The sequence below is a fragment of the Ruegeria sp. CG8 genome (assembly GCF_056537165.1).
This window is the reverse complement of sequence record NZ_JBQFRA010000003.1, coordinates 337,526-354,412: the sequence shown is the minus strand read 5'-3', so window position 1 is coordinate 354,412 and position 16,887 is coordinate 337,526. Positions and strand designations below refer to the sequence as shown.

15 protein-coding genes are annotated in these 16,887 nt (G+C 62.2%); 8 read left to right on the top strand and 7 right to left on the bottom strand.

Features of this window, described 5'->3' with window-relative positions; genetic code table 11:
* Positions 1 to 5 precede the first annotated feature (5 nt).
* A complete protein-coding gene (locus ACR0EF_RS11885) occupies positions 6 to 1,328 on the bottom strand; it encodes a metal-dependent hydrolase family protein (protein ID WP_170372900.1) in 1,323 nt (440 codons plus the stop codon).
* Between the two features lie 116 nt (positions 1,329 to 1,444).
* Here ACR0EF_RS11885 and ACR0EF_RS11880 point away from each other — a divergent pair, with 116 nt between their 5' ends.
* Positions 1,445 to 1,768: a potassium channel family protein gene (locus ACR0EF_RS11880; RefSeq protein WP_170364134.1), complete on the top strand. Its 324-nt coding sequence runs from the start codon at positions 1,445 to 1,447 to the stop codon at positions 1,766 to 1,768.
* Between the two features lie 102 nt (positions 1,769 to 1,870).
* Here ACR0EF_RS11880 and ACR0EF_RS11875 read toward each other — a convergent pair whose 3' ends face one another.
* Positions 1,871 to 3,472 (bottom strand): BCCT family transporter, encoded by a 1,602-nt coding sequence (locus tag ACR0EF_RS11875; protein ID WP_170341096.1) that lies wholly within the window; start codon positions 3,470 to 3,472, stop codon positions 1,871 to 1,873.
* Between the two features lie 611 nt (positions 3,473 to 4,083).
* Here ACR0EF_RS11875 and pnp point away from each other — a divergent pair.
* Positions 4,084 to 6,234 carry a polyribonucleotide nucleotidyltransferase gene (pnp, locus tag ACR0EF_RS11870; RefSeq protein WP_170341993.1) on the top strand — a complete coding sequence of 717 codons (2,151 nt, stop codon included), beginning with the start codon at positions 4,084 to 4,086 and terminating at the stop codon, positions 6,232 to 6,234.
* 91 nt (positions 6,235 to 6,325) lie between these two features.
* Positions 6,326 to 7,057, top strand: coding sequence for a glycosyltransferase family 25 protein (locus tag ACR0EF_RS11865; protein ID WP_254438872.1), 732 nt, complete (start codon positions 6,326 to 6,328; stop codon positions 7,055 to 7,057).
* Here the strand turns inward: ACR0EF_RS11865 and ACR0EF_RS11860 are convergent.
* On the bottom strand, positions 7,054 to 7,941 hold the full coding sequence (locus ACR0EF_RS11860; protein ID WP_170372898.1) for a LysR family transcriptional regulator: 888 nt from the start codon (positions 7,939 to 7,941) through the stop codon (positions 7,054 to 7,056). The genes ACR0EF_RS11865 and ACR0EF_RS11860 overlap by 4 nt on opposite strands.
* A 133-nt stretch (positions 7,942 to 8,074) precedes the next feature.
* On the opposite strand from ACR0EF_RS11860, the gene ACR0EF_RS11855 reads away from it, so the two are divergent.
* Positions 8,075 to 8,770 carry a type 1 glutamine amidotransferase domain-containing protein gene (locus ACR0EF_RS11855; protein ID WP_170370253.1) on the top strand — a complete coding sequence of 232 codons (696 nt, stop codon included), beginning with the start codon at positions 8,075 to 8,077 and terminating at the stop codon, positions 8,768 to 8,770.
* A 53-nt stretch (positions 8,771 to 8,823) separates the two neighbouring features.
* Here the strand turns inward: ACR0EF_RS11855 and ACR0EF_RS11850 are convergent, their stop codons facing one another.
* The gene (locus tag ACR0EF_RS11850; RefSeq protein ID WP_093964131.1) at positions 8,824 to 9,474 is read right to left on the bottom strand and encodes a peroxiredoxin; all 651 of its coding nucleotides are present in this window, start codon (positions 9,472 to 9,474) and stop codon (positions 8,824 to 8,826) included.
* A 217-nt stretch (positions 9,475 to 9,691) separates the two neighbouring features.
* Between ACR0EF_RS11850 and ACR0EF_RS11845 the strand changes: the two genes are divergently transcribed.
* A complete protein-coding gene (locus ACR0EF_RS11845; protein ID WP_170372896.1) occupies positions 9,692 to 11,131 on the top strand; it encodes an aldehyde dehydrogenase family protein in 1,440 nt (479 codons plus the stop codon).
* A gap of 63 nt (positions 11,132 to 11,194) precedes the next feature.
* Here ACR0EF_RS11845 and ACR0EF_RS11840 read toward each other — a convergent pair whose 3' ends face one another.
* Both ACR0EF_RS11840 and ACR0EF_RS11835 read right to left on the bottom strand, forming a co-directional pair.
* Positions 11,195 to 11,629 carry a glyoxalase superfamily protein gene (locus ACR0EF_RS11840; RefSeq protein WP_170372894.1) on the bottom strand — a complete coding sequence of 145 codons (435 nt, stop codon included), beginning with the start codon at positions 11,627 to 11,629 and terminating at the stop codon, positions 11,195 to 11,197.
* 177 nt (positions 11,630 to 11,806) lie between these two features.
* The gene (locus ACR0EF_RS11835; protein ID WP_170370256.1) at positions 11,807 to 12,658 is read right to left on the bottom strand and encodes a bifunctional helix-turn-helix domain-containing protein/methylated-DNA--[protein]-cysteine S-methyltransferase; all 852 of its coding nucleotides are present in this window, start codon (positions 12,656 to 12,658) and stop codon (positions 11,807 to 11,809) included.
* Between the two features lie 132 nt (positions 12,659 to 12,790).
* Here ACR0EF_RS11835 and nth point away from each other — a divergent pair, with 132 nt between their 5' ends.
* Together nth and ACR0EF_RS11825 are read left to right on the top strand one after the other, a co-directional pair.
* Complete coding sequence (gene nth / locus ACR0EF_RS11830; RefSeq protein WP_170360575.1) at positions 12,791 to 13,435, top strand: endonuclease III; 645 nt, start codon at positions 12,791 to 12,793, stop codon at positions 13,433 to 13,435.
* Positions 13,432 to 14,421, top strand: coding sequence for an adenosine kinase (locus ACR0EF_RS11825; protein WP_170370257.1), 990 nt, complete (start codon positions 13,432 to 13,434; stop codon positions 14,419 to 14,421). Before nth ends, ACR0EF_RS11825 begins: the two co-directional genes overlap by 4 nt.
* A gap of 225 nt (positions 14,422 to 14,646) precedes the next feature.
* On the opposite strand, the gene ACR0EF_RS11820 is transcribed toward ACR0EF_RS11825, so the two are convergent.
* A complete protein-coding gene (locus ACR0EF_RS11820) occupies positions 14,647 to 15,912 on the bottom strand; it encodes a SulP family inorganic anion transporter (RefSeq protein WP_170370258.1) in 1,266 nt (421 codons plus the stop codon).
* A 246-nt stretch (positions 15,913 to 16,158) separates the two neighbouring features.
* On the opposite strand from ACR0EF_RS11820, the gene ACR0EF_RS11815 reads away from it, so the two are divergent.
* Positions 16,159 to 16,857, top strand: coding sequence for a glutathione S-transferase family protein (locus ACR0EF_RS11815; RefSeq protein WP_170364121.1), 699 nt, complete (start codon positions 16,159 to 16,161; stop codon positions 16,855 to 16,857).
* Positions 16,858 to 16,887: the final 30 nt, after the last annotated feature.

Below are 16,887 nucleotides of genomic sequence, written 5' to 3'. Positions count from 1 at the left end.
GGGATTCAGTTCAGCGTATTCTTGAAGATCACACCGTCTTTCATGATCAGGTCGAAGTTTTCGTGTGGGTTTGCAACCAGATCGATGTCTTCCAGCGGGTTGCCATCCACAAGGATCAAATCGGCATAAGCGCCTTCGGTAATCTGGCCCAGCGGTCCTTGCTGATAGGGATGCCGGGGGCCGGACAATTCTAGCAGTTCGGCATTGGTCGAAGTGGCCATCTGCAAAACCTCGTAAGGAGAATACCACCGCTGCAGCTTGGCAAGAAACGCGCCCTGCCGCTCGGCCAATTTCGGGTCGAACAGGATGTCGGTCCCGAAGGCGGTTTTGACACCCACATCCTTTGCGGTCCTGTAGGTGAAATCGGTGCCGTCGGTCACGTCGATCCACTTCTGTTGGCTGACGGGGTCATCAAAGGAAAACCCGTCTTCGTCATCCAGTAGCGGTTGCACGGACAGCCACACGTCATTGTCACGCATCATTTCCATCGTTTCACGGCTCATGAGGAAGCCATGTTCGATGGATTTCACACCGGCTTCGATCGCGATGCGCGCAGCGTCGTCGGTGAACAGATGAGAGGCAACATAGGTGTTGTAGGTGTCGGCCACTTCGACAAAGGCCTCGATTTCATCCTTTGTGTATTGGCGAACGTCCAACGGGTCGTATGTGGACGACACACCGCCCCCGCCCGAAATCTTTAGCTGCGTGGCCCCCATACGCATGACTTCCCGGGCCCGCTTGGTCACTTCCGGGACGCCGTCTGCCTGCATCATCAGGCCAACGCTGTACCAATACCACAAAGCATCGCCTTCGTTTGTCGGAACTGCCTGATAAGGGCGGTAGTCAAAATGCCCGCCCGTCTGCGTGATCGGCGGACCGGATGGCAGGATTCGCGGACCGGGGATTTCGCCGGCGTCGATCATCTTCTTGATGGCGAAGGAATTGCCGCCAACATCACGGACGCTGGTGAATCCCCGCATCAGAGTGCCTTCGGACCCCAAAGCGCCACGGATCGCGACACCCAAAATATCATCGGTCACAACCGAGCTTTGCGGGCTGCAACAATAGAGAGTGTGCCAGTGCACATCGATCAGACCCGGGATCAGGGTGCGCCCACCACCGTCGATCACCGTTGCACCTTCGGCCGAGATCGGGTCTGTCGACACAGCTGCAATCAGGTTGCCCTCGATCAGAACATTCGCGTTCTCGATGCGCCCGTCGTTGACGCCATCAAATACATGCACATTGGTGATCAGGGTCTGAGCCGGGTCTTGCTGCGCGGAAACCGAGGTGGCGGCAAGCAGCGCCACCAAAAGATAAATACGCATGAAGTATCTCCTGTCAAACACCTCCATCTTAGCAAATAATCCGATTTGTAGATGCGGAATTTCACTCGAGAAGCCGAACCCTAAGAAATCGTCAAAACAATCTGAAGGCGTACAGAATGATAGCTCTGATCCTCAATGCCTACCGTCTGCTCAAGGCGATCGTCCGATCGTGGGATGATCCGCATTTTCGGGGTGGTTTGCTGCTATGTATGCTCATTCTACTGTCCGGCACGTTGTTCTACAGCAGCGTCGAGGGCTGGCATTGGGTGGACGCGCTGTATTTCAGCGCAACCACATTATCGACGGTCGGGTTCGGCGATCTGTCCCCAGCGACCAAGATCGGCAAGGTCTTCACCGTGATCTACATTTTTGTCGGGGTCGGAGTGTTCATCGCAATGTTCATTCAATTTGCGAAGGCTTTGTTGCGAGATCCTGAATAGAGACTTCCGACCCGAGTCAAATCCTTGGAACTATGACTGGGCCCGGTTTAACCGAAAGAACGCCCGCCATTTGGCGGGCGTTTATTGGTCGATGAAGTCGGCTCAGATCTTGGCGCGTTCAGACTTCAGCGCCAGCCACAGGCAGTAGCACATGATCAGCACCACAAGCGTGAACGGGATGCCAGTTGACACCGCCGCACCTTGCAGCGCGGCAAGGCCGCCACCCAGCAGCAGCGCGATTGCGACCAGACCTTCCAGCGTGCACCAGAACACACGCTGCACCACCGGGGCGTCCATCTTGCCGCCTGCGGTGATCGTATCGATCACCAGCGACCCCGAGTCGGATGAGGTGACAAAGAAGACCACGATCAAAATCAGCGCGATCGGGGCCACGATGCCGTAGAGCGGCAGCTCTTTCAGGAAGCCGAACAGCGCGCCTTCGGGGGCATAGCTGTCGATCACCGTGGCCTTGACGCCCTCGGCACCGCCGACGTTCAGCATGTCGATTGCCGCGCCACCAAAGGTGGACATCCACAGCGCACAGACCGCCGTGGGCGCCAGCAGCGCACAGATCACGAATTCACGCACCGTGCGCCCCTTGGAGATGCGGGCAATGAACATGCCCACGAAAGGCGACCACGCGATCCACCAGGCCCAGTAGAAGGTTGTCCAACCGTGGAAGAAGCTGGTGTCTTCGCGCCCGAACGGGTTCGACAAAGCCGGCAGCAGCCTGACGTAATCGGTCATCACGCTGAAATAGCGCGAGATCGCCGTGCCGATCCCGGTCACTGCGATCACGAACAGGAACAGGCCCACGGCCATGATCATGTTGATCTCGCTGAGCCGCTTCACACCCGCGTCCATTCCCATCAGCACCGAGCCCAGCGCGATCATCGTGATACCTATGATCAGCAGGACGACGACGGTGGGGCTGGGTTCGATGCCGAACACCTCGTAGAGACCGGCGGCAACCTGTTGCGCGCCCAGCCCCAGCGATGTGGTCAGGCCGAACAGGGTGGCAAACACCGCCAGCGTGTCGATCGCATGGCCCCACCAGCCCCAGACACGTTCACCCAGCAACGGGTAGAAGGCCGAGCGCAGGGTCAGCGGCAGACCGAGATTGTAGCTGAAGATCGCAAGGCTCAGGCCCACGGCGGCGTAGACCGCCCAGCCCTCCAGCCCCCAGTGGTGGATGGTACCGACAACACCAATGTATTCATTGCCCGGCACCGCGATGTCGATGCCCAAAGGACGGGCGCCGCCATCCTCGGCGAAATTGTAGTAGACCGGCTCTAACACGCCGAAAAACAGCAAACCGATGCCGATCCCGGCCGCGAACATCATCGCAATCCAGCCGGCGTAGGAGTAATCGGGCTTGGCGTCTTTGCCGCCGATGCGCACCTTGCCCACCGGCAGAACGATCAGGGCCAGGCAGAACAGCGTGATTGCATCCACCGACAGGACGAGGAACCAGTCGAAGGTGCTGGTCAGCCACGGCCGCAGCCAACCGAAGAACGTTGCTGCGGCCTCTTGATTGGCCAGAGCGATCAGCACGAAGGCGAAGATCAGGATGCTTGAGATGAGAAAAACCGGGTTGTGAATATCCAACCCGAATGGGCGAACATTGTCCTGCCCCAGCTCGTATTCCGTTTCGAAATCATAGATCCGCGGATCCGGATCCAGCATTTTCTTGGTCTGAGACATGTGGCCGTCCCTTTCGTTCGCGCGAATTGCAAACGCCAAGGTATTCGGCCTTCGGACGACAGTGAGTAGTCTTACCCCCTTGGCGCCTTTTCGTCGTCTGGACCGCGGGTTCCGTGGTAAGAGGCTACACTGCAATCACTTTTTCACAAAATGCATTCGCCTACGGGAATATGTCTGCGCATGGCCAGCGATGGCCTGACCGAGGTCGAGAGGACGGGGTCGCATTAGTTTCGCGGCTTTCCTACCACCGTCGCAGCCCGGAGTTTCTCTCCAGCCTCGGCCGCACCGATTTCCGATCTGGATATCCTCGATGACGAGCGATGGTCCTGTTTGCGAGCGGGTACACGCCAGATGCTATGCGGGCTTACGCATCGGAACGTTCGCGGTTTCGGCTGACGCAACGGCGAACCACGACGGATGCAGGACCGTGTGCCTTCTGCGGCCTTATCCCTTTCAATCCGACGCAATCTCATGTATGCGCGCGGTATCTGAGACGTTGTGCCCTGACCCCGGCACTCGAATGGAAGATAAATTGGGGTCGGCGGCAATGGGGCCGCCACGCAAAACGGGAGACCCGCAGGGGCGGGAGTGCTCCCATCTAGGATACGCATATGTTTGATGTAACGAAGAAATCGATGCAGTGGGGCGAGGAAACGCTCACACTGGAAACCGGCAAGGTTGCCCGTCAGGCTGACGGCAGCGTGATTGCCACGCTGGGCGAAACCAGCGTCATGGCCAACGTGACCTTTGCCCGGGAACAGAAGCCCGGTCAGGACTTTTTTCCGCTGACCGTGCACTATCAGGAAAAATACTATGCCGCCGGCAAGGTGCCGGGTGGCTTCTTCAAGCGCGAGGCCCGTCCGACCGAGAAAGAGACGCTGACCGCACGCCTGATCGACCGTCCGATCCGTCCGCTGTTCGTTGACGGGTTCAAGAACGAAGTTCTGGTGATGTGCACCGTACTGAGCCACGATCTGGTCAACGACCCCGACATCGTGGCGATGATCGCCGCATCGGCGGCCCTGACCATCTCGGGCGCGCCCTTCCGCGGACCGATCGCCGGTGCCCGGGTTGGTTTCGTGGATGGCGAGTACGTCCTGAACCCGACCGTGGACGACATGCAGGACCTGCGCCTGAACCCTGAACAGCGTCTGGATCTGGTTGTTGCCGGCACCAAAGACGCCGTGATGATGGTGGAGTCGGAAGCCTACGAGCTGACTGAAGCCGAGATGCTGGGCGCCGTGACCTTCGCGCACGAACAGATCCAGCCGGTGATCGACCTGATCATCTCGCTGGCCGAAGACGCCGCGAAAGAGCCCTTTGCCTTCGAAGCCCCCGACTACTCGGAGCTGTACGCTGCCGTGAAAGCTGCCGGTGAAGAGCAGATGCGTGCCGCATTCGCAATCACCGACAAGCAAGAGCGCACCGCAGCCGTCGCCGCCGCGCGCGAGGCCATCAAGGCCGCTCTGACCGAAGAGCAGCTTGAGGACTCGAACCTGGGTTCGGCGATGAAAAAGCTCGAAGCCAGCATCCTGCGCGGCGACGTGGTGAAGGGCGGCAAGCGGATCGACGGTCGTTCGACCACCGACGTGCGCCCGATCGTGGCCGAAACCGGCCTGCTGCCGCGGACCCATGGTTCGGCCCTGTTCACGCGTGGTGAAACCCAGGCGCTGGCCGTGACCACGCTGGGCACCGGTGACGACGAGCAGTTCATCGACGCGCTGCACGGCAACTTCAAATCGAACTTCCTGCTGCACTACAACTTCCCGCCCTACTCGGTCGGCGAAGTGGGCCGCGTCGGTTCGCCCGGTCGCCGCGAAATCGGCCACGGCAAACTGGCATGGCGCGCCCTGCAGGCGGTTCTGCCGGCTCCGACCGACTTCCCCTACACCATCCGTGTGGTGTCCGAGATCACCGAGTCGAACGGCTCGTCCTCGATGGCATCGGTCTGCGGCGGTTCGCTGTCGATGATGGATGCGGGCGTTCCGCTCAAGGCTCCGGTGGCCGGTGTGGCCATGGGTCTGATCCTGGAAGACGACGGCGACTATGCCGTTCTGACCGACATCCTGGGTGACGAAGACCACCTGGGCGACATGGACTTCAAGGTTGCGGGTACCGAAAACGGCATCACCTCGCTGCAGATGGACATCAAGGTCGCCGGCATCACGCCCGAGATCATGGAGAAAGCCCTGGCTCAGGCCAAGGACGGCCGTCTGCACATCCTGAACGAGATGAGCAAGGCGCTGAGCGAGACTGCCGAGTTCTCGATCCACGCACCGCGCATCGAGACCATGCAGATCCCGACCGACAAGATCCGCGAAGTGATCGGCTCGGGCGGCAAGGTGATCCGCGAGATAGTGGAAACCAGCGGCGCCAAGGTCGACATCAACGACGACGGCATCATCAAGATCGCGTCGCCCGATGGTGAGTCGATCAAGAAAGCCTACGAGATGATCCACTCGATCGTGGCTGAGCCGGAAGAAGGTCAGATCTATACCGGCAAGGTCGTGAAAATCGTCGATTTCGGCGCCTTCGTGAACTTCTTCGGCAAGCGTGACGGTCTGGTCCACGTGTCTCAGATCGAAAACCGTCGCCTGAACCACCCTTCGGACGTTCTGAAGGAAGGCCAGGAAGTGAAGGTCAAACTTCTGGGCTTCGACGATCGCGGCAAGGTCCGCCTGTCGATGAAATGCGTCGATCAGGAAACCGGCGAAGAGATCGTGCCCGAGAAGAAAGAAAAGAAAGAGGAAGGCGCGGAATAATCCGCCCTGCCCCTTGCTTGATCCAAGACCCCGGTTCCGGCCGGGGTCTTTTTTTTTTACCGAGGCCTTTCCCGGGCGGCGCCCCTGTTCTATGCACGACACCATGCGATCCTTCGTCATCCATATGTCCTCCAGCACCGCGCGCCGACCCAATGCCGAGCAGCTCTGCGCCGACCTGCCCAATGCCGAACTGATCGAAGCGGTCAACGGGCGCGATCCGGCGCAGATTGCTGGGGTCACACTGCATCCGGGCAACCTGCATCGCCCACGCTACCCGTTCACCCTGCGCCCGGCCGAGATCGGCGTCTTCGAAAGCCACCGCCGGATCTGGCGCAAGATGGTCGACGAGGGGATCGATCTGGCCATCGCGGCCGAAGATGATCTGCGCGTCGATCCGGACCGGATGTCGGCGGCGCTGGATCTGCTACGCCCGATCGCGACCCCTGACCATTATATCCGCATCCCGGTCAAGCAGCGCGAAACCGCAGCCCAGACCCTCGCTGAGCATGATGACCTTCGTCTGATCCTGCCCAAGGTCATCGGGCTGCAATGCGTCTGTCAGGTGGTGGGCCGAAAAGCGGCGGAACGTCTGCTGGCGGCCACCGACCACATTGACCGCCCGGTGGACACGTTCCTGCAGATGCACTGGATCACGGGCCAGCCCGTCCACGCGCTGTTGGGCAGCGGCAACCAGGAAGTGGCCGGTGAAATCGGTGGCTCGACGATCCAGACGAAACCGCCGTTGACCGATAAGCTGACCCGCGAGTTCAAGCGCGCCGCCTATCGCGCGCAACTGCACCTGCATCCGCAGCGCCCCGCCTAGTCGGGCACCGCATCGCCCAGTTCCTCGACCAGGAAATCCATCGCCCGGCGCACCCGCAGCGGCAGATGACGCCGTTCAGGATAGACGATCCAACTCGCGCGGCTTGGGTCTTCGAACCCCTGCAGTATCGGCTCCAGCTCAGGGGGGCGTTTCGCGCCCAGAAAAATCTCGGGCGCGTACATGACCCCCAGACCTTGCCGCGCGGCAGAAAGAATGGCGTGCGGGTTGTTGGCCTGCCACCGGCCATGCACCCGAACCTCGATCGGGTCGCCCGAGCCGGGGTCGCGGAATACCCACCGGTCATTGTTGGTGATCAGGCACTGATGATGCCGCAGGTCGCCCGGATGGGTCGGCCTTCTGTTCCGGTCGAGATAGCCGCGCGCGGCCACGCAGACCATTCGTCGGGTTGCCAAGCGTCGCGCGATCAGCCCGCTTTCGGTCAGCGTGCCGTAGCGGATGGCAAAGTCGAAGCCTTCCTCGGTCAGGTTCAGAAGGCGCGAATTGAAGTCGATGGTGACCGAGAGCTTGGGGTGCAGGCTTGCGAACCGCGCCAAAGCGGGCGCCACGAACTGTTCAGCAAACGGCCCGGCGGCCGAAACGCGAATGCGCCCTGCGATCTGGGCCCGATCCCCTGCCGCCGACTGGTTCGCCTCTTCCAGACCCGCCACAAGCCCGGCCACACGCGCGTGATAGTCGCGTCCGGCGTCGGTCAGGCGCACCACGCGAGTCGAACGCGCCAAAAGCTTGGCGCCCAAACGATCCTCAAGCCGGGCGACCTGACGCGAGACATGGCTGGCCGAAACCCCAAGCCGCCGGGCCGCGGCGGTGAAGCCCCCCGTCTCAACCACCATCAGGAATTCTTCCAGCCCGTCCCACAGCGCCATCTCGCAGCCTCATTATTTCATGTCAGCAATAATGCTTTGCCAAATCCGGCACTAATCAACAAGCGGCAACAGCCATATATCCCGATCACACAAGACACGGGCCGGGTGAACCGGCCGAACGAGGAGAAAACACATGGCTTCGACTGCAAAGAAAATTCTGGTCGTCCTGACATCGCATGACCAGCTGGGCGACACCGGAGAAAAGACCGGGTTCTGGCTCGAGGAGCTGGCCGCTCCGTATTACGTGTTCAAGGATGCCGGGGCCGAATTGACGCTGGCCTCGCCCAAAGGTGGCCAGCCGCCGCTGGACCCCAAAAGCAGCGCACCCGACAGCCAGACCGACGACACCCGCCGGTTCGAGGCCGACCCCGAAGCGATGGCGGCATTGGCCAACACGGTCAAACTGTCCGAGGTGAACGCCCAGGACTATGACGCAATCTTCTATCCCGGCGGGCACGGGCCGCTATGGGACCTGGTGTCGGACGAAAAATCGATTGATCTGATCGAGACGTTCTGGTCGGCCGGGAAACCAGTCAGCGCCGTGTGTCACGCCCCGATCGTTCTCGCGAACGCCAAGGCCGCGGACGGGTCACCCTTGGTCAAGGGGCGCACCGTCACCGGCTTCACGAATGAAGAAGAAGACGCCGTCGGCCTGACCAAAATCGTGCCGATGCTGGTCGAGGATACGATGAAAGACAGGGGCGCACAGTTCAGCAAGGTGGAGCCGTTCCAACCTCACGCCGTGCAGGACGGCAAACTGATTACCGGGCAGAACCCGGCTTCGTCCGCTGCGGTTGCGAGGAAAGTGCTTGAGGCGCTTGAGGCCTGAGGACGTTCAATGCGGTACAGGGCGGGGCATGATGTGCCCCGCCCCTTTTGATGTCAGCTCGGCGCCTTGGTCTTGCGCAGATAGGGGAAGATCGTCTCGAACTCGCCGAACTTCTCCTTGGCTTCGTCATTCGAAACCGACGGCGGGATGATCACGTCTTCGCCCGGCACCCAGTTGGCCGGAGTGGCCACGCCCTTGGCGCTCATCTGCAGGCCGTCCAGCGCGCGCAGAATTTCGGCGAAATTCCGGCCCACGGTCATCGGATAGGTCATCGACAGTTTCAACTGCTTGTCCGGCCCGATGATGAAGACCGAGCGCACCGTGGCGCTGTCCGCCGGGGTTCGGCCGTCGGGCAGATATGCCTCGGCGGGCAGCATGTCGAAGGCCTTGGACACTGCCAGTCCGTCATCGGCGATGATCGGAAAGCCGGGGTTGGCCTTGCCATAGGCCTCGATGTCTTTCTTCCACTTCTTGTGGTCCTCGACCCCATCGACCGAAACACCGATCACCTTGGTGTTGCGCTTGGCCCATTCGTCGTTCAACTGCGCCACGGCCGAAAACTCGGTGGTGCAGACCGGAGTGAAATCCTTGGGGTGCGAGAAGAGGATCGCCCAGCTGTCGCCGATCCAGTCGTGGAACTGGATGGTGCCCTGATCCGTTTCAGCGGTGAAATTGGGGACGGTATCGTTGATGCGCAAACCCATGATGCATCTCCTTTCCTGTGAAAACCCGAGTCGGTTGGTGCAAACCTAATCACTTTGCCCTCAGGTTAAACCATTGATGTGGTACAGGGGCAAAAAACGTGCGATCAATAATTTGATCAAATTTCCAGAATTGCCTTGCCCCAAGGGGGCCGCAGTGACAGAGTGCCCCAGAAAACCGACCGCGCGGTCGAATGAATGCGGATCAAGAGGACACGCCATGATCGAGAAACGCGACTTTTACATCAACGGCCAGTGGGTCGCCCCCAGCCAGCCCAATGATTTTCAAGTGATCGACCCCTCGACCGAGGAGCCCTGCACGGTGATCTCGCTGGGCGGTCAGGCCGATACCGACGCGGCCGTGGCGGCGGCCAAGGCGGCGCTGCCGGGCTGGATGGCCACGCCGGTCGAAGAGCGCATCGCGCTGGTGGAAAAGCTGATCGAGATCTATCCCACCCGTGCCGAAGACCTCGCGCAGGCGATGTCGATGGAGATGGGTGCGCCGATCGACATGTCGCGCACCCAGCAGGTGGGCGCCGGCATCTGGCACCTGAAGAATTTCGTGCGTGCGGCCAAGAACTTCCAGTTCGAACGCCCCTTGGGCGATCACGCCCCCAATGACCGGATCATCTACGAGGCGGTCGGCGTCGCCGCGCTGATCACCCCTTGGAACTGGCCGATGAACCAGATCACGCTCAAGGTGGGCGCGGCGGCCATCGCAGGCTGCACCATGGTTCTGAAACCCTCCGAGCAAAGCCCGCTGAACGCGATGATCTTTGCCGAGATGATGCATGAGGCGGGCTTCCCAGCCGGTGTCTTCAACCTTGTGAACGGCGACGGCGTGGGCGTGGGCTCGCAACTGTCGGGCCACCCCGACGTTGACATGGTCAGCTTTACCGGCTCGACCCGCGCGGGCACGGCGATTTCCAAGAACGCCGCCGACACGCTGAAGAAGGTGCATCTGGAGCTAGGCGGCAAGGGCGCCAACGTGATCTTTGCCGATGCCGATGACAAGGCGGTCAAGCGTGGCGTGCTGCACATGATGAACAACACCGGTCAGAGCTGCAACGCGCCCAGCCGGATGCTGGTGCAGCGTCCGATCTATGACCAAGCGGTGGAAACCGCGGCCGAGGTAGCGAACAAGGTCACCGTGGGCCCGGCGATGCAGGAGGGCCGCCATATCGGCCCCGTCGTGAACGAGCTGCAATGGACCAAGATTCAAGCCCTGATCCAGAAAGGCATCGACGAGGGTGCGCGCCTGGTCGCCGGCGGTCCCGGTCGGCCCGAAGGGTTCAACAAAGGCTATTTCGTGCGCCCCACCGTATTTGCCGACGCCAACAACCAGATGACCATCGCGCGCGAAGAAATCTTTGGCCCGGTCCTGACGATGATCCCCTTTGACACCGAGGAAGAGGCCATTGAGATCGCCAATGACACGCCCTATGGCCTGACCAACTATGTCCAGACGCAGGACGGCGCCCGCGCCAACCGCATGGCGCAGCACTTGCGCTCTGGCATGGTCGAGATGAACGGCCAATCGCGCGCTGCCGGTTCGCCCTTTGGCGGCATGAAACAGTCCGGCAACGGGCGCGAAGGCGGTGTCTGGGGGCTGGAGGACTTTTTGGAGGTCAAGGCCGTCAGCGGCTGGACGCCGGAATAACCCCGGCACGGAAACGTTCAAAATGCGGGGCAAGGCGCGGACAGGCACCTTGCCCCGTTTGCGTCAGGCCGGGCGCACCACCAGTTGTGGTTCGCCGTTCGACGTGTGACGGGCCGACCGTCCGTCCCAGCCGATCTGGCCGCTGACGCGCTGGCGAAAGGCCGAGAAGCTGTCAAAGGTCACCACGTCGACCGGGGTGTCGAACTGCAGCGTGATCCGCCGCTGCGCACCGTCGCCCAGCATCGTCAGGCCCCGGATTTCCCCGGTGAAGGGCTGGCCCAGATAGGTGCCCCGCACGCGGTCTCCGACCTTCAGGTGCAGCCGGTTTCCGGCCATCGCGTGCAGCGTGTTCCAGTCGCGCGCGCCGTGCTGATGGGCGATCATCTCAAGCGATTGCGCATAGCTCAGGGCCACGCCGGCGCCACGCAGTTTCTCGCGCAGGCGTTTGGCCTGCACTTTCAGCTCGCCTACTGGGGCGATGTTTTGGGTCTGTGTCATGTCTTGCCTCGTTTCCATGAACGGGCGCGAGTATTGGACGGGGCTCGCCTTGCCATCCGCGCGCCGGGAAAGGGCAACAGATGTGGTTTGAACCGGGTTTCACCAAAGCCATAAGGCCGCGAGCGGCAGGAGACCCGAACCTGCGTGCCTTGTGGCAGGCGCGGAACCCCAAGTCAATCAGGCATCGGCCTGCGCCGCCTCATAGGCCAGCATGGCGCGTTTGACGGGCAACCCCCAGTGATAGCCGCCCAGCCCCCCCGATTTGCGCAGCGCGCGGTGGCAGGGGATCAGCCAACTGACCGGGTTGCGGCCCACCGCCGTGCCCACCGCCCGCACCGCCTGCGGCGTGCCCACGGCCTGCGCGATCTGAGAATAGGTGGTCACCTGGCCCGAGGGGATCTGCATCAGCGCCTCCCACACCTTGATCTGCAAGGGTGAGCCGATCAGGTACAGTGGTGTTGGTTCAAGCCGGTCACTGGCCGCGCCAAAGGCCGACAGGACCCACGGGCGCAGGCGCATCGGATCCTCGACAAAGTCGGCCAAAGGCCAGCGCGACAGCATGTCCTGCATCGCGGCCTCTTCGCCGGTCTCGGCGGCAAAGGCCATGCCGCAGATGCCCTTGGCCGTCCCCATCACCAGCGCCGGGCCAAAGGGGCTTTCGAACCAGCCCCAATAGAGGGTCAGCCCGGCCCCCTTGCGGGCATATTCGCCGGGGCTCATCGCCTCCCATTTCAGGAACAGGTCGTGCAGGCGGCCGCTGCCGGACAGACCGACACTATGTGCGGTCTCCAGCGTGGTAAACCGCTCGCGCAGCAGCGCCTTGGCATGGCCCAGCGTCAGGTATTGCTGGTAGCGTTTCGGCGACACGCCCGTCCAGCGCGAGAACAGGCGCTGAAAATGGGCGGGGCTCATGTCCATCTGGCGGGCCAGTTCTTCCAGCGACAGCGACTCGCCGCCCTGGTCGATCAGATCGATCGCGCGCCGCATCACGTTGTAGTGGTAACCGGATTCGGATGTCTGGACGTTCATGGCATTCACCTTGCTGTGGCTTGCCCCATCCTAGCCGCGCTGGGCCCGACCGTGCGACCCGAAACTTGCGCATTGCCGGTGCAGCGGGCTTTGGGCTTGTCACCCGGCACCGCGGGCGGCATTAAGGCCCGGATGGCAAAGCAGCTTGATTATCACACGATCCGCGAGATCTTTACCCGGTTCCAGCAGGCCGACCCCGAACCCAAGGGCGAGCTTGAGCACGTGAACGTGTACACGCTGGTCGTCGCCGTGGCGCTGTCGGCGCAGGCGACCGATGCGGGCGTCAACAAGGCCACCCGCGCGCTGTTCAAGATCGCGGACACGCCGCAGAAGATGCTCGACCTCGGCGAAGAGGGGCTGATCGAGCATATCAAGACCATCGGCCTGTTCCGCCAGAAGGCCAAGAACGTCATCAAGATGTCGCGCATCCTGGTCGAGGACTACGGCGGCGAGGTGCCCAACTCGCGCGCCGCACTGCAGTCGCTGCCGGGCGTCGGGCGCAAGACCGCGAACGTGGTGCTGAACATGTGGTGGCGATACCCGGCGCAGGCGGTGGACACCCATATCTTTCGCGTCGGCAACCGCACGGGTATCTGCCCCGGCAAGGATGTGGATGCCGTGGAACGCGCCATCGAAGACAATATTCCCGTGGACTTTCAGCTTCACGCCCATCACTGGCTGATCCTGCACGGCCGGTACCACTGCAAGGCGCGCAAGCCGCAATGCGGCACCTGCCTGATCCGCGACCTGTGCCAATTCGAGGACAAGACCCTATGAAAACCTATCACCTGACCGGCATCGGCAACGCCGTTGTGGACGTCATCTCTCAGGCCGACGACAGCTTTCTCGAGATGATGGGGATCGAGAAGGGCATCATGCAGCTGATCGAACGGGAACGCGGCGAGGTGCTGTATGCGGCCATGGAAAACCGGGTGCAGACGCCGGGCGGGTCGGTGGCCAACACCATCGCGGGCGCAGGAGCGCTGGGTCTGGACGCGGCCTTCATCGGGCGGGTGCATGATGATGCGCTGGGCCGGTTCTATGCCGATGCGATGAACGAGGACGGCGTGGATTTCGTAAACCCGCCCGTGCCGGGGGGCGAACTGCCGACCTCGCGCTCGATGATCTTCGTCTCGCCCGATGGCGAACGGTCGATGAACACCTATCTGGGGATTTCCTCGGAACTGTCCTCGGCCGACGTGCCGGCCGAAGTGGCGGGCAACAGCCAGATCATGTTCCTCGAGGGGTATCTGTTCGACAAGGAGAAGGGCAAGACCGCCTTCCTGGAGGCCGCGCGCGACTGTCGCAACGGCGGCGGCAAGACCGGCATCGCTATCTCCGACCCGTTCTGCGTCGAGCGTCACCGCACCGATTTCCTGCTGCTGATCGAACACGAGCTGGATTTCGTGATCGGCAACGAGGCCGAGATCAAATCGCTGTTCGAGACCGACGACCTGGAAGAGGCGCTGGCCAAGACCGCTGCGATCTGCCCGCTGGTGGTCTGCACCCGCTCGGGCGATGGGGTGACGGTTCTGCACGACGGCACGCGCATCGATGTACCGGTCGAGAAAGTGGTGCCGGTGGACGCCACCGGCGCGGGCGACCAGTTCGCCGCCGGATTCCTGTTCGGCATGGCGACGGGCCGCGACTATGAAACCTGCGCCAGAATAGGCAACGTCTGCGCCCGAGAAGTAATCAGCCATATCGGCCCGCGCCCCGAGGCGAACATGCTGGAACTGCTGCGGGACGAAGGGTTGGTTTGAGCGGGGGCACCCGCTCAAAGGCTCACCGCTTCAAAGGCAGGAACTGGGCAATCAAGCCGTCGGGGTCCCGCCGAAACCAGCAGGTGAGCTTGGGGGTAGTTCGGGTGTTCTCCGGCACCACGCACAGGTTCGCCGTGCTTTGCACACCAAAATTCAGCAACCGGCCATATAGCGCCGGTGGTCGGCCGCCCATTTAACCTGTTCAGTTGAGGGCGCGTGAGTTCCTTACCGGTCTGGCGGGGTCCAGTCCGTCTGGACCGACTCGCGCCGGCTGAGCCGCAGGGCAAGGCCGATGGCCACGCCGACGCCGATGGCCACCGTCAGGTCGATGAAGACGGTCAGCACCATGGTCAGAACCAGCAGCGCCCGGTCGCTGGGTCGGGCGCGGGCGTATTCGCCCCATTTGTGCGGCTCGCTCATGTTCCAGGCCGTGATCATCAGCAGCGCGGCCAATGCCGGCATGGCCAGATAGCCCGCCGCCGGGGCCGCAACCAGCATGATCAGCAGGATCGTCAGCGCGTGGATGATGCCCGCAACCGGCGTCTTGCCGCCCGCCTTGACGTTCGTCGCCGTGCGCGCGATGGCCCCGGTGGCCGGCAACCCTCCGAACAGGGCCGAGGCGATGTTGGCCGCACCCTGCGCCGTCAACTCGGCGTTGGGCCTGTGCTGCCCACCGATCATCCGGTCGGCGACCATGGCCGAAAGCAGCGATTCCACCCCCGCCAGAAAGGCGATCACGACCGCCGAGGGGAACAGCTCGACAAAGCGCGACAGCGAGAGGTCGGGCAGCTGGGGCACAGGCAGGGTCGAGGGCAGATCACCGAACCGCGAATGGATCGTGTCGACCCCCAGCCCCATCAACGCGACCAGCGCCGAAGCAACGCCCACCGCAATGATCAGCCCCGGAAATCGTGGCGCGATCCGGCGAAAGGCCACGATCAGAACGGCCGCCAGCAGGGCGATTCCCGTGGCCGGCAGGTTCAGCGTGTCGCGCGCGTCCCATAGCGCGGGTACTTTCTCAAGAAATTCGGCGGGCAGATTTTGAATCGACAGGCCGAAGAAATCCTTGATCTGGCTGGTGGCGATGATGACGGCGATGCCGATGGTAAAGCCGTTGACAACGGCCTCGGGCACGAATGAGATCAATCGCCCGGCCCGGAAATAACCCGCGATCAGCAGGATGAACCCCGCCATGAAGGTGGCCATGACCAACCCGTCATATCCGTGTTCGGCAATCACGCCGAACACCACCACGATGAAGGCGCCGGTCGGGCCTCCGATCTGGACCCGGCTGCCCCCCAGCGCCGAAATGACGAACCCCGCGACGATGGCCGTGACCAACCCCTGCGCCGGGTCCGCGCCCGAGGCGATGGCGATCGCCAGGCTCAGCGGCAGGGCCACCATGGCAACCGAAATCCCGGCGATCAGATCCGCCGTAAACTGAGCCATGTCATAGGTTTTGAGCGTCGTCAGAATCTTTGGCTGGCGCATGAAATCCACCATCCGCAAAAGGCCGCTACTGCTGCGCGGCCCGGGAAACGCGCCAGATTTGCGCCGATTTATGCACCGGGTCAAGTGCGGCAGGTGTGCGCAGTCGATGCGCGCGGTCCACCCGGGAACCACCGACGAAACAGTGTGTGTTGACACTGGCTTTCAGGCAGGCGACCCGCCGATTTTTCTGGCGGGCTTGGCCCGAACGTCGCTATGCTCTCGGCATCAAAAAAATGGGAGGCTGTCATGAGAGCAATGCTGTTCACGACGGGATCGCCATTTGCACGGGCGGTCAGGATCGTTCTGGACGAGCTTTCGCTGGATTTCGAAAGGCGAGAGGAGATCACCACGCCCAGCGCCGAGCAACGCGCGCAGGCAACTCCGACATTGCAGGTGCCGACATTCTGGGATGGCGATCTTGTGCTGTGGGAAAGCGGCACCATCGTCGAATACCTGCTGGCGACCTATCCGGACAGGCCGGAGGCTGCGCCCAAGCTGGCGCCCTTTGCCTATCGGCCCGGGGACGCGCAGTGGCAGGACAAGCTGGTGTTCTCGACCATCCAGACCTTCGGAAACGCGGCCACGACCATCTCGCAAATGAAATGGTCCGGCGTCAGCGTGGACCGGAACGCGCATCTGCAGCGGTCGGCCGAGAAGCTGAGCCACATCCTGGGATGGCTGGAGGACCGGCTGACCGGCGAGGACGGATTCGTGCCGGGCTACCTGTCGATGCAGGACATTTTTCTGGCCGCCCATGTGCGTTTCGTGCAGGCCCGGCCGCTTGGGTTGGATCTGGAGCTGGACAGGTACGGCAAGGTTTCGGCTCTGCTCGACCGGCTGGATGCGCGCGACAGTTTCAAGGCAAACCCGATCTGGTGGTGGGAGCCGGGCGTCATAGGCTATGAGCCCGACGGCACGCCTGTCTACGCAAAACAGAATGCCTGAGCCGGGACGCCGGAGCGGAGTTGCGGCGGC

Bases quoted from the DNA above. Each gene is read 5' to 3' on its own strand.
- ACR0EF_RS11885 (WP_170372900.1), bottom strand. From the start codon at position 1,328: ATGCGTATTTATCTTTTGGTGGCGCTGCTTGCCGCCACCTCGGTTTCC.
- ACR0EF_RS11880 (WP_170364134.1), top strand. From the start codon at position 1,445: ATGATAGCTCTGATCCTCAATGCCTACCGTCTGCTCAAGGCGATCGTC.
- ACR0EF_RS11875 (WP_170341096.1), bottom strand. From the start codon at position 3,472: ATGTCTCAGACCAAGAAAATGCTGGATCCGGATCCGCGGATCTATGAT.
- pnp (WP_170341993.1), top strand. From the start codon at position 4,084: ATGTTTGATGTAACGAAGAAATCGATGCAGTGGGGCGAGGAAACGCTC.
- ACR0EF_RS11865 (WP_254438872.1), top strand. From the start codon at position 6,326: ATGCACGACACCATGCGATCCTTCGTCATCCATATGTCCTCCAGCACC.
- ACR0EF_RS11860 (WP_170372898.1), bottom strand. From the start codon at position 7,941: ATGGCGCTGTGGGACGGGCTGGAAGAATTCCTGATGGTGGTTGAGACG.
- ACR0EF_RS11855 (WP_170370253.1), top strand. From the start codon at position 8,075: ATGGCTTCGACTGCAAAGAAAATTCTGGTCGTCCTGACATCGCATGAC.
- ACR0EF_RS11850 (WP_093964131.1), bottom strand. From the start codon at position 9,474: ATGGGTTTGCGCATCAACGATACCGTCCCCAATTTCACCGCTGAAACG.
- ACR0EF_RS11845 (WP_170372896.1), top strand. From the start codon at position 9,692: ATGATCGAGAAACGCGACTTTTACATCAACGGCCAGTGGGTCGCCCCC.
- ACR0EF_RS11840 (WP_170372894.1), bottom strand. From the start codon at position 11,629: ATGACACAGACCCAAAACATCGCCCCAGTAGGCGAGCTGAAAGTGCAG.
- ACR0EF_RS11835 (WP_170370256.1), bottom strand. From the start codon at position 12,658: ATGAACGTCCAGACATCCGAATCCGGTTACCACTACAACGTGATGCGG.
- nth (WP_170360575.1), top strand. From the start codon at position 12,791: ATGGCAAAGCAGCTTGATTATCACACGATCCGCGAGATCTTTACCCGG.
- ACR0EF_RS11825 (WP_170370257.1), top strand. From the start codon at position 13,432: ATGAAAACCTATCACCTGACCGGCATCGGCAACGCCGTTGTGGACGTC.
- ACR0EF_RS11820 (WP_170370258.1), bottom strand. From the start codon at position 15,912: ATGCGCCAGCCAAAGATTCTGACGACGCTCAAAACCTATGACATGGCT.
- ACR0EF_RS11815 (WP_170364121.1), top strand. From the start codon at position 16,159: ATGAGAGCAATGCTGTTCACGACGGGATCGCCATTTGCACGGGCGGTC.